An 11,011-nucleotide genomic window follows, 5' to 3' on the forward strand; every position below is an offset into this window, starting at 1 on the left:
GAGACCGGCAGGGCATGAAAGAGGAAAGCGCTGTGCTTGAGATCAGAAACGTTTGGAAACGTTATGGCGATTATGAAGCGGTCAAAAATTTGAATATTACGGTGAAGAAGGGGGAGTTCTTTTCCATCGTAGGGCCGAGCGGTTGCGGAAAAACGACGACGCTGAAAATGATCGCAGGCTTTGAATACCCGTCTGAAGGGTCCATTCTCTTGGAGGGGCAGCAGACAGAATCGCTCCCGCCTTTCAAGCGGAATGTCAACACGGTTTTCCAAAACTACGCGTTGTTTCCGCATATGAATGTCTACAAGAATGTTGCCTATCCGTTAACCCTGAAAAAGGTAAGCCAGGACGAGCTTGACCGACGCGTGCGGGAGAGCCTGGAGATGGTTAGCATGGGGCCATTTGTGAAGCGCTATCCGCACGAGCTGAGCGGCGGGCAGAAGCAGCGCATCGCTTTGGCCAGAGCGTTGGTGTCACGACCGGAGCTGTTGCTTTTGGACGAGCCGCTGTCAGCGCTTGACTTCCATTTGCGGCAAGAAATGCAAAAGGTGTTAAAGCATTTGCAGAAAGAAGTGGGGATCACCTTTGTCTATATCACTCATGATCAAGGCGAGGCGCTCAGCTTGTCCAATCGTGTGGCGGTGATGGAGAAAGGCGTGCTCCATCAGGTGGGAACCCCGGAGCATATCTATGAGCGGCCGGAAACCAGATTCGTCGCCGGATTTATTGGAAAAACGAACTTGCTGGGCGGAATGGTGGCGTCTCCTCATGAAATTCAGGTGCTTCAGGGAAACGTCCTGACCACCAAATCTCTTCTGCCATACAAAGCTGGAGAAAGCGTCTTTCTGTCCATTCGGCCGGAAAGAATCAGTTTGCAAAAAAAAGATGAACGCTATACCAACCGGATTCGCGCCCGGTTTATTGAAGATGCTTATTACGGGTCTGAGAAGGAATTGTCGCTGGCAATGGCTGACGGAACCCCTGTTCTGGTAAGGGTAACCGATCAGAATGCAAGTGTTGATGTTGTCCCTGATACAGAGATGGATCTGTACTTTAAACCGGAAGATGTCATCGTGGTGAAGGAGTGATTCGCATGGCAAAGGACAAGCGGTGGCTGCTCCTGTTGATTTGCATCTGGGTGACGCTGTTCATCATGCTGCCGATCGGAACCATGGTGTTATATAGCCTGTGGGAAGTCAGAGATTTTCGTGTCCAGCCGTCATTTACGCTGAGCAACTATGCAACCGTTTTTCACGATCCGATTTATTTGGCGCTATTTTGGAAAACAGTCAGGTTGTCTTGTTTCGTCGCGTTGCTCTCAACCATCATCAGCTTTTTCCTTGCCCTTTACGTGATCGGAAGAGGAGCCAGGTACAAGACGATTCTGTACCTGAGCGTGCTGGCACCGCTGTGGGTCGGGTACCTGATCCGCATTTACTCGTGGCGGACCATTCTGGGCGAACAGGGATTCATCAACTCTTTTCTGATGATGGTCGGCATTCTCAAGGAGCCATCCACCCTGTTCCTTTTCAATAACACAGCAGTGGTTATCACCATGCTGTGCATCTCGATCCCTTTCACTTTTATACCGATTTACAGCGTTCTGGAGAAAATCCCCGTCAGTCTGCTGCTCGCTGCTTCCGATCTTGGTGCCAATGACAGGAAACGTTTTGTCACGGTTACTCTCCCTTTGAGTTTGCCTGGGATTGTGACCGGATTTACTTTCGCTTTCATCACAGCGTTTGGCGATTACATGGCTCCTTCACTGGTTGGAGGCACGAATGGCATCATGATCGGCAACGTGATCCAGACGCAATTCGGCGGTAGTTTCAACTGGCCATTGGGTGCGGCTCTCGCCGTGATCATGCTGCTGTTTATCCTGTCGGTCATGGTCCTGACGCGAAGATTTACCGATGTGAAAGGGGTATTTGAAGAAAACTAACGAGGTGAAGAGCCGTGTCCCGTCTGAAAAGATGGATGTTCCATTTGTTCGCTTTTTTGGTTTACTCCTATCTCTACTTTCCGATTCTTGTAACCATTCTGTTTTCCTTCAATCCGTCGAGAATGGCTACGTTGCCGATGAAATCCTTTACGCTTGATTGGTACATGAAGTTGTTTGCGGATCCCAAGCTGTGGGTTGCGGCAAAAAACAGCTTCCTTGTCAGCATCCCGGCAACGCTGATCGCCATCCTGTTCGGCACGATGGCAGCCCTCTTGTTTCAGCGCCACAAGTTCAGGGGAAGCCAGTTCCTGCAGCTTTCCATACTGCTTCCTTATATCTTGCCAGGGATTATAACGGGAATTTCGCTGACGCTGATTTTCAAGTTTTTCCATGTGGAGTCCTCGCTGCTGACCGTCGTCATCGGGCATGTCTCGTTCATAACGCCTGTCGTGATGTTTCTGGTGATGGACCGGCTGCGCAGATTTGACAAGGGGCTTGAATTCGCCTCGATGGATTTGGGGGCAACGCCACTGCAAACCTTTTTTCGCATTACCTTGCCGAATATTCGGGGAGCCTTGGCAGGAGGAGCCTTGCTCGGCTTAACCCTGTCGCTGGATGAGGTCGTGATCACCTTTTTCCTGATCGGGACGGATAATACCTTGCCTATTCAAATTTGGTCGATGATCCGGTTCGGCTACTCCCCGCAAATCAACGCCATCTATTCCATCATCGTTCTGCTGTCGCTCATGCTGATCTTCTTTCTGGGCAAAAGAGCGTTTTTCAGCAAGGAAGCAAGCCGTTGACGCCGAACAGGTCAACGCATTAAGAGGAGGGAGCTGTCTTTGAATCCGATTGAATTGATAACGTTTGGTGAATCGATGGTCTTGTTCAATCCCGGAAAAGCGGGAGCGCTCCGCTATGTTCAGCATTTCCACAAACAGATCGGGGGCGCCGAGTCCAATGTCGCGATCGGGGTTCAGCGCTTGGGGCATCAGGCCGGGTGGTTCAGCCGACTGGGCAACGATGAATTTGGCAAGTTTGTACTCTCCACGATTCGCGCCGAGGGTGTAGATACGTCAAAGGTGATCGTGGATGACAGAGGTCCGACGGGCCTTTATTTCAAGGAAAAGCGGAACAAGCGGGATGTGCGGGTTACCTATTATCGGAAGGGCTCGGCTGCCAGCTTTCTGTCACCGGATGATCTGGACGAGTCCTATCTCAAACAGGCAACCTGCCTGCATCTCACGGGGATTACACCAGTCTTAAGCCCGACTTGCCGCTCTGCCGCCCTGGAAGCGGTGCGGATCGCCAGACAAAATGGGGTCATGGTCTCGTTCGATCCCAACATTCGATATACATTGTGGAACTCGTCCGATGCGAAAACGACGCTTTGCGCGATCGCCAGCCAGTGTGACGTGGTCATGCCGGGTTTGCAGGAAGCCCAGTTCTTGACGGGAAAGGAGTCTCCGCGTGACATCAGCAGCTATTTTCTTGAACAAGGGGTTTCGGCTGTCATTCTGAAGCTGGGGGAGCAGGGGGCCTATTTCGCCGTGAAAGGTCACGAACAGTTTGTGCCTGCTTTTCCCGTGGACGATGTCGTGGATCCTGTGGGCGCGGGTGACGGCTTTGCGGCGGGTGTGCTGGCGGGACGGCTGAAGGGCTGGGATTGGGATGAGGCTGTCCGGCTGGGGAACGCGGTAGGAGCCATGGTTGTACAGACGGACGGCGACGTGGAGGGGCTGCCCGCGTTTGAGGAAGTGGAGCGTTTCTTGCAAAAGCCGGCCGCAGATGTGTCGAGATAAGCGATTGGAGGGTGAACATGATGGCCCAAGTGCAACTGACAGATTTGTTTCATAACGGCGTAGTAGCGGTCATTCGGAAAATTCCTGCCGACCTGATGGTTCCTGTGACGGAATCGCTGCTGGATGGAGGAGTCCGCGCGATTGAGATCACGCTGGATTCCCCGGATGCCTTGCAATCCATCATGACGGTGAAGGAAAAATTCGCCGATTCGGTGATGGTTGGAGCGGGGACGGTGCTGGATGCGCAAGCCGCCTGGAGGGCGGTCTCGGCTGGCGCAGAATTTATCGTATCGCCTAATGTGGATCCTGCGGTCATCGAGATGACGAAAAACTGCGGCAAGCTGTCCATACCGGGCGCAATGACGCCTTCCGAAATGGTGGTCGCCCATCGGAGTGGGGCGGACGCCGTGAAAATTTTCCCAGGTGGGGTTCTCGAGCCTGCATTTCTCCAAGATGTGCGCGGACCGCTCGGCCACATCCCGCTCATGGTGACGGGCGGAATCACGCTGGCAAACACGGCCTCATTCATCCAAAATGGTGCAGAGGCCGTGGGTGTCGGCAGCGCTTTGCTCACCAAGATGGACTTGGCTGAAAAAAACTTTGCGAGGATTGCGGAGCGAGCCGGGCTTTTCTGCGAGCAGGTCGCGCGAGCAAGAAAAGCGTTGGAGGTAGGTCCCGTTGAGGGCATATCTTAACCTGAAAAAATACGAGCTGCTGCGAAAAGTCGGTTCCATCAAGCAGGTGGCAGGCATTGAGATGATTTCCTTCATGGATGGCAGGGCAAAAGGAGTCCAAGGATTTGATGTGCGGAACGGAAGGCTCCGTTTTACGGTTTTGAGTGACCGGGCCTTGGATATTGGACAGGTGGAATTTGACGGAATTCCCTTCGCGTGGCTCTCACCGGTCGGGTATTCTTCCGGCTATTTTTACGAACCGGAAGCGGATGGCTGGCAACGTAACTTTTCGGGCGGATTGCTGACGACTTGCGGCTTGACCCAGGTAGGGGAGCCATGCGTGGATGGAAGTGAACAGCTGGGCCTCCACGGCAGGATCTCCAATACGCCCGCAAGCCAGGTGGCCTACGCGGAAAATTGGGATGGTGAAACGCTTGTCTTGTCGGTCAAAGGGAAAGTGGGGCAAACCGTCCTTTTCGGCGAAAACCTTGAGATGCACCGGACGATCACAACCCGCTACGGCGCTCAAACGATCCAGATTCATGATCGGGTGATCAATCAAGGGTTTCAGCCTGCGCCGCTCCTGTTTTTGTATCATATCAATCTGGGCTTTCCACTTGTTGACGAACACTCCTATCTGGTATGCAGTGCGGGCAATGTAACAGCATGGGAAGGAACTTCCGCTGCCAATCTCGAGAAGTTTGACAAGATTCCTCCGCCGGATCAGAACGTGAATGAAGAGGTGATCCATGTCGACCTTCAGCCTGCTGAAGACCAATACTGCTACGCGCTGCTCGTCAATCCGAATGAGGAACTGGCCTTTTTCATCAAATTCAGGAAGCAGCAGTTTCCGCGATTCTCGATCTGGAAGGGAATCAGGGAAGGCGTGTATTGCCTGGGCTTTGAGCCATCCAATTGCGGATTGAACGGGAGGCTGCATGAAAAAGAGAACGGACAATTGGAATGGCTGGCGCCGTTTGCAGAACGACACTTTGAGGCGGAATTCGGCTTCCTTCAGTCGACCGCGGCCATACAGAAATTTATCGAAGTAACATTCGGAGGGCCTGCATGAAAATCTATGACATAACGATGACGATATCCGCTGAAATGCCCTGCTTTCCGGGCGAACAGCAAGCGATCCTGACCTATGAGATGAAAATGGAGGACGGCAGCATCGCTAATGTCAGCACACTTACGCTTGGCACGCATACGGGAACACACGTGGATACCCCGTTGCACTTCATTGCGGATGGCAAACCAATCGATCAATTTGATGCTGGCGCCTATTCGGGCCGATGCTATGTCATCGACCTGTCGCATGTGAAAGAATGCATTACAAAGGACGACCTCATCCCATACGAAAAAATCGTGGAAGCTTCCGAAATCGTGTTGTTCAAAACGCGGAACAGCCAATTGCTGAAACTGTCCGCCTATCAAAAAGATCACGTTTTCCTGGATCATCGCGGAGCGGAATATTTGGTCGGCAAAGGAATTAAAGCAGTCGGAATCGATTATCTCTCCATCGAAGGTTTTTTTGAAACGGAAGGAAAGACGCATCTGACCCTGCTGACGAATAATGTTCTCATTATCGAGGGGGTCGATCTGTCTGAGATTCAAGAAGGGGAGTACGAGTTGATTTGTCTGCCTTTAAAGGTGAAAGGTGCTGAAGGTGCGCCGGCTCGGGCGGTTTTAATAAAGAGAGGGTAAAGGGAATGGGAGATGGGTAGTTGTTCCCCCATCTCCCGCCTCCACCATCTCGATTCGAGGATACCACACCATGCGCTGTCAGCTTGATTCGGGGATCCTTGAATTGATCGGAATAGTCCTTTTTCCAGGGCTCCAAATATCTAGGTGACTCAAACATTCCACTTACAAGCAGCAATACAACAACCAAGGGAAGCTGGACGAATTGGCCGAAATCATTGCCAGGCGATCTTTTACTGAGCAAGCTCCTGACCAGTTGATTGAGAACACAAAAAAGGTGATAGCGGCCAATGAACCCACGGCCTATCGAGCTTCGATGATTGCCTCTGTCAATGCGGATAGTAGAGACATCTTGGCAAAAATCAGCCAGCCTGTATTAGTCATCGTTGGGGAAGGCGACCTGACCACTCCTGTGGAGTGTAGCCGGTATCTGCACCAGCACATTGAAGGCTCCCAATTGGTGATCCTACCAGAGGCAAGGCATATCTGCACACAAGAAAGACCCGATCTATTCAATCAAGCCTTGGTTGCATTTTTACACAACGCTGAAGATAGGTAGATAAATCTTTGATCGACTGTTCGCTAGTGATGCCACCTGAAAGGGTGGCTTTTTTATTTTGAATAATTTGGTTAAAAAAAGATCACAACATAAAAGGTGTTTACATCAAAGGAGGACCCATATGAAAAAGATTGCGAGAGGAAAATCAATAATCCCAATCCTTACACTCATGATGGTAACAACAGGCTGTGAGAATTCAACTGAGTTCAGACATTCTCTTGATGCTGCATCGGCATCAGTTGGTGTTACTGCTGAAGAACCGCGTGTGCCTGTAAATCTATCACCCAAGGTAGTATTAGAACCGGAAGCGCAAAAGATCGTTGATGCTACCGCTAACCCTCCCTTTGTGTACGACCTTGGTCCCGAAAAAGCACGGGAAAACTTGGACAAACTTCAATCGGGTCCCGTTCGAAAGCTGCCAGTAGATGAAAAAGACCTTACGATCAAGGGGGGACCAACGGGAGAGGTATCTCTGAAAATCGTACGACCAAAAAACGTGAGAGGTAATCTCCCTGTCATTTTATACATCCACGGAGGAGGGTGGGTGTTAGGGAATGCACATACACATGACCGTTTGATTCGTGACCTGGCTGTGGGTTCACAATCCGTTGTCGTTTTCCCCAATTACAGTCTCTCACCTGAAGCTAAATACCCCGTTGCCATCGAGCAAGTTTATACTGCATTAAAGTGGATTGCAGACAATGGGAAAAAGTACGGGATGAACCCGGATAAACTGACGGTGGCAGGAGACAGTGTTGGTGGCAATATGACGGCTGCTGTCACGCTGATGGACAAGGATCGTGGTGGCCCACCGATTCATAAACAATTGCTTTTCTATCCTGTAACCAATGCATCGTTTGATACGGAATCGTACAAGCAGTTTGCCACAGGGTATTATCTTCGTCGTGACGTCATGCAGTGGTTCTGGGATCAGTACACAACCGATCCAAAGCAACGAGCGGAAATCTATGCTTCTCCACTGCGTGCGACTACCGAACAATTGAGAGGACTTCCCCCAGCCTTGGTCATCACTGATGAAGCGGACGTACTGCGTGATGAAGGCGAAGCCTATGCTGCCAAACTTCGGCAAGCTGGCGTTCCTGTAACAGCAGTACGTGTTCTCGGCACCATCCACGACTTTATGATGCTGAACGACTTGGCCAACACACAGGCGGTACGTGGAGCAACGATGCTTGCCAACGAATGGCTTCGAAAATAGGCGTTCGTTCCACGATGCGCAATTTGCGAGGAGCTAGCGTGTTAGCTCCTCTTTCTGTTTTTCTAAACAAAGCACTGGCACTAACTCATTATGTACCGTAAGAAACGGTTTCATGGGCCTCTGCATATACATAATCATTATGAATGGCGGAGGCATGACGGGTATGATTAAAATCGGTCAATCATTTATCAATTACGAAACCCTTAGGAATCAATTGCGTTTGAACCAAACACAGCAGGAGATCGTAGAACGTATGTCTGCAAGCCCAGTCGTATTCGGGTACGATTCTCTGGATCAACTAAGGTTTGAATTAAAGCTAAGAAATGACATCGTCAAATCGGCCAAAGCGCTTAATGATAGCGGGGCCTCGTTTGGATCCTTTTCACGATCGCGATCGAATCCGGATTATTGGAATACTACCGACTTTGGCGGTTTTCAACTCCGGTATGGAGTGAGACCTTCTGATGCCATTCGCGATATTTTTACGAATGGTTCAGAATATGCCTTCGAGTGTTCAACCGCAATCATTATTCTTTATTATCGAGCGGTTCTGCAATCGATTGGTGCACAAACATTCGACCGATTGTTTCCTACTATTTTACTTTTTGATGGTCAATACGATGAAGGACTAGGTTTAACCACACAAGATCTAACGAATACAGTAGTCCTGCCGGGAGATGTTTTGTATTTCGACAACCCTGATTATAATCCTGAAACCCCCGAATGGATGGGAGAAAACGTTGTGTATTTGGGAAATGGTTTATTTTATGGTCATGGAATCGGGATAATGGGGGCCTCGGAAATGATCTATAATCTTAATACGTTAAGAATGCCAGGTGCGAGACGTTCCGCTTATTTGATGAATCGGGTTGCCCGCCCGGATTTTGCATCATTGGCCCGGTACAGTACTGATTCAATGCCTTGAAGGCCCAATCACTTGTCATCAGGTAAGGTCGTATGAATCATGACGATAAACGGTAAATGCTCTCTATGAAAAAACGCCCTCTCAAAAACAAGAGTTATGATCAGAGTACAGGAGTTGTAACGATTAATCAGAGCGATACCTCTGATATACTTCCTCCTGATCCCGAAAATAGCGTTGACAGTTGGGGAATAAAAATACAGGTTGGTGGAGAAACGATCTGGCTGTTTATCAACCAAGATCTTGTACAAGTAGGGCAGGCGCCAAATTATACAGTTACGAAGATTCCAGATCGTCGTCCACAACGATAAAATAGGTAGAAAACCTCTAACCGACTGCTCGCTATAAATTGCGGGTCAGTCGGTTATTTTTAAGGCTTCCGATATTGGTATTTGATTGGGTGAATCCCCAGTTATGGTAGGGAAATTGTGCTGACATACTGGGGAGGTATGTTGCCAAATTCAAGGTACGCCTATCCTGTGTATTGAATCATTGTAGAAGGGATTGGAACAGTTGTTTAAAAGCATGTAAATGAAATAATTAACCGTAAATCAAATCCAGTATATCTCCACGACCTTCCCGTCCATCTAAACCCTGCAACTGACCTGCCGCCTACGAATACAGGGAAAAACCAGAATTGATCCCCATCTATAAGCCAAATATAAGTAAAACGAAACCGACAGCCCGCAATAGCCCCAGGATCAATTCGAAAGGGAGCGGGTTGTAAGGGAATGAAGGTTGGGGGAGGAGATGTTGGCTGTTGTCCTGGTCCAAATCCTGGTCCCGGTCCTGGTCCTGGTCCAAATCCGGGTCCCGGTCCAAATCCTGGTCCAAATCCTGGTCCTGGCGGTCGACCAGAAGGTGGTCCAAAAGGTGGCCCAAATGTCATTCAATATCACTCCTTTTACATGATCTTTGACCATTGTATGTTCGATCGAATCACAATGATTGGGCAGATTTGAGGATGAAATTCCATTACCTCACCTTTCTGGCGGGGTATTTTTATTCGCTCTCCCGTTCCACCATACATAACAAATAAAACCACCTGATGAGGTGGTTTTAAATGGGGAACTACTAGAAAAGTTGTTGATGCTCGACAAAAAGCTTAAGGTAGCTTCCTATTGCTTCGTAAAACGGTTATAAAACCGTCCAATATATCATGACTTACTGAAAATCCTTTGCGCTTATAAAATTCCAAAGCGATATCATTACCATTTGAGACAAAGATAAAATAATCTTCAACATCATCAAATTGTTGCAACCACTTCATGGACAGATTGAAGAGTGTGGATCCAATTCCATGTTGTCTGTACTCTTCTTTCAGGTAAAATTGTGATAAACAACCTACATCGTTTTTCGTGACAGTGGAAAGGTCAAAAAAAGTGGCAAAATCATTTGAATAGGTTTCTTTGGGAGAGATATTCGAATAGACATAGCCTACTGGTTTATCATCATCTTTCACTACCACAATATGATTATGTATTGCGCTTTTTATGGAAGGAATCATCCTTGTTTCAAATTTCATGTTGTCAAACAGTTCCGGTTTCATGTTTGCTTTCGACTTCTGAAAGGCCATAAGTTCATTGCATAGTTCTCTACAGCACGCGATTTCGTTATCCGGTATAACCTCATAGGTAATGTTCATGTTTTTCACCCTCTCTACATTCTCATTTACTGAATTGCCTACGATCTCATTTTAAAAGATCATCACGTTTAAACAAGTATGCAGTATTTATTGACTAAGTCAGTAAAAACTGACTAAAGGAGCGACTCGATGAATAGAGAAGAAACGGAAAGCAAAGTTAAAAATGATTGCCCGTTAACATACGCTTTTAACATCATTGGAGGTAAATGGCGACTGCCGATTATCTGGGCGTTGTGGCAGAACAAAACGTTGCGTTACAACGAATTGAAACGGAGAATACATGGAATTACCAATATGATGCTATCGCAAGCCTTAAAGGAAATGGAGGATTACGGGCTTGTTGTTCGTAAGCAGTATATGGAAATTCCCCCAAGGGTCGAATATTCACTGACTGAAGCCGGAATGGAATTGGTACCTTCTTTACATTCACTTGCAAAATGGGGTAAGCAGATGCAAAATAAGCGAAATTCCATAGGGGAGGCGTAAATACCAGTAGGATAAAAAAAGAACTGGTTATTCACCAGCTCAGATTGTCGAGAAACCC

The 11,011-nt window shown here is 48.5% G+C and carries 13 protein-coding genes; 12 read left to right on the forward strand and 1 reads right to left on the reverse strand.

All coding sequences use genetic code 11. The annotated features are described in order from the left end of the window. The first annotated feature begins 14 nt into the window (after positions 1–14). From EDM56_RS14145 to EDM56_RS32230, 11 genes are all read left to right on the forward strand, one after another. On the forward strand, positions 15–1,088 hold the full coding sequence (locus EDM56_RS14145) for an ABC transporter ATP-binding protein (RefSeq protein WP_122918552.1): 1,074 nt from the start codon (positions 15–17) through the stop codon (positions 1,086–1,088). Between the two features lie 5 nt (positions 1,089–1,093). After that, positions 1,094–1,942 (forward strand): ABC transporter permease, encoded by an 849-nt coding sequence (locus EDM56_RS14150; RefSeq protein WP_122918553.1) that lies wholly within the window; start codon positions 1,094–1,096, stop codon positions 1,940–1,942. Positions 1,943–1,956: 14 nt separating this feature from the next. Continuing rightward, the gene (locus EDM56_RS14155) at positions 1,957–2,745 is read left to right on the forward strand and encodes an ABC transporter permease (RefSeq protein ID WP_122918554.1); all 789 of its coding nucleotides are present in this window, start codon (positions 1,957–1,959) and stop codon (positions 2,743–2,745) included. A gap of 48 nt (positions 2,746–2,793) precedes the next feature. Then, a complete protein-coding gene (locus tag EDM56_RS14160; protein WP_183192438.1) occupies positions 2,794–3,744 on the forward strand; it encodes a sugar kinase in 951 nt (316 codons plus the stop codon). Positions 3,745–3,761: 17 nt separating this feature from the next. After that, positions 3,762–4,439 (forward strand): bifunctional 4-hydroxy-2-oxoglutarate aldolase/2-dehydro-3-deoxy-phosphogluconate aldolase, encoded by a 678-nt coding sequence (locus EDM56_RS14165; protein WP_122918556.1) that lies wholly within the window; start codon positions 3,762–3,764, stop codon positions 4,437–4,439. Beyond that, positions 4,423–5,490 (forward strand): aldose 1-epimerase family protein, encoded by a 1,068-nt coding sequence (locus EDM56_RS14170; protein WP_122918557.1) that lies wholly within the window; start codon positions 4,423–4,425, stop codon positions 5,488–5,490. The genes EDM56_RS14165 and EDM56_RS14170 overlap by 17 nt, the downstream gene beginning before the upstream one ends. Further along, the gene (locus EDM56_RS14175) at positions 5,487–6,125 is read left to right on the forward strand and encodes a cyclase family protein (protein WP_122918558.1); all 639 of its coding nucleotides are present in this window, start codon (positions 5,487–5,489) and stop codon (positions 6,123–6,125) included. The genes EDM56_RS14170 and EDM56_RS14175 overlap by 4 nt, the downstream gene beginning before the upstream one ends. Positions 6,126–6,327: 202 nt before the next feature. Next, on the forward strand, positions 6,328–6,681 hold the full coding sequence (locus EDM56_RS14180) for an alpha/beta fold hydrolase (protein WP_122918559.1): 354 nt from the start codon (positions 6,328–6,330) through the stop codon (positions 6,679–6,681). Between the two features lie 121 nt (positions 6,682–6,802). Continuing rightward, on the forward strand, positions 6,803–7,900 hold the full coding sequence (locus tag EDM56_RS14185; RefSeq protein ID WP_246009385.1) for an alpha/beta hydrolase: 1,098 nt from the start codon (positions 6,803–6,805) through the stop codon (positions 7,898–7,900). Positions 7,901–8,063: 163 nt separating this feature from the next. Beyond that, positions 8,064–8,825, forward strand: coding sequence for a protein-glutamine gamma-glutamyltransferase (locus EDM56_RS14190; protein ID WP_122918569.1), 762 nt, complete (start codon positions 8,064–8,066; stop codon positions 8,823–8,825). 747 nt (positions 8,826–9,572) lie between these two features. After that, positions 9,573–9,734 (forward strand): hypothetical protein, encoded by a 162-nt coding sequence (locus tag EDM56_RS32230; RefSeq protein ID WP_183192435.1) that lies wholly within the window; start codon positions 9,573–9,575, stop codon positions 9,732–9,734. A gap of 193 nt (positions 9,735–9,927) precedes the next feature. On the opposite strand, the gene EDM56_RS14205 is transcribed toward EDM56_RS32230, so the two are convergent. Beyond that, entirely contained in the window at positions 9,928–10,467 is a 540-nt protein-coding gene (locus tag EDM56_RS14205) for a GNAT family N-acetyltransferase (RefSeq protein WP_122918561.1), read from the reverse strand. 129 nt (positions 10,468–10,596) lie between these two features. Here EDM56_RS14205 and EDM56_RS14210 point away from each other — a divergent pair, with 129 nt between their 5' ends. Continuing rightward, a complete protein-coding gene (locus EDM56_RS14210) occupies positions 10,597–10,953 on the forward strand; it encodes a winged helix-turn-helix transcriptional regulator (RefSeq protein ID WP_122918562.1) in 357 nt (118 codons plus the stop codon). Positions 10,954–11,011 lie beyond the last annotated feature (58 nt).

The organism is Brevibacillus fluminis (assembly GCF_003710825.1).
Classification (GTDB): domain Bacteria; phylum Bacillota; class Bacilli; order Brevibacillales; family Brevibacillaceae; genus Brevibacillus_D; species Brevibacillus_D fluminis.

Bases quoted from the DNA above. Each gene is read 5' to 3' on its own strand.
- EDM56_RS14145 (WP_122918552.1), top strand. From the start codon at position 15: ATGAAAGAGGAAAGCGCTGTGCTTGAGATCAGAAACGTTTGGAAACGT.
- EDM56_RS14150 (WP_122918553.1), top strand. From the start codon at position 1,094: ATGGCAAAGGACAAGCGGTGGCTGCTCCTGTTGATTTGCATCTGGGTG.
- EDM56_RS14165 (WP_122918556.1), top strand. From the start codon at position 3,762: ATGATGGCCCAAGTGCAACTGACAGATTTGTTTCATAACGGCGTAGTA.
- EDM56_RS14175 (WP_122918558.1), top strand. From the start codon at position 5,487: ATGAAAATCTATGACATAACGATGACGATATCCGCTGAAATGCCCTGC.
- EDM56_RS14185 (WP_246009385.1), top strand. From the start codon at position 6,803: ATGAAAAAGATTGCGAGAGGAAAATCAATAATCCCAATCCTTACACTC.
- EDM56_RS14190 (WP_122918569.1), top strand. From the start codon at position 8,064: ATGATTAAAATCGGTCAATCATTTATCAATTACGAAACCCTTAGGAAT.
- EDM56_RS32230 (WP_183192435.1), top strand. From the start codon at position 9,573: ATGTTGGCTGTTGTCCTGGTCCAAATCCTGGTCCCGGTCCTGGTCCTG.
- EDM56_RS14205 (WP_122918561.1), bottom strand. From the start codon at position 10,467: ATGAACATTACCTATGAGGTTATACCGGATAACGAAATCGCGTGCTGT.
- EDM56_RS14210 (WP_122918562.1), top strand. From the start codon at position 10,597: ATGAATAGAGAAGAAACGGAAAGCAAAGTTAAAAATGATTGCCCGTTA.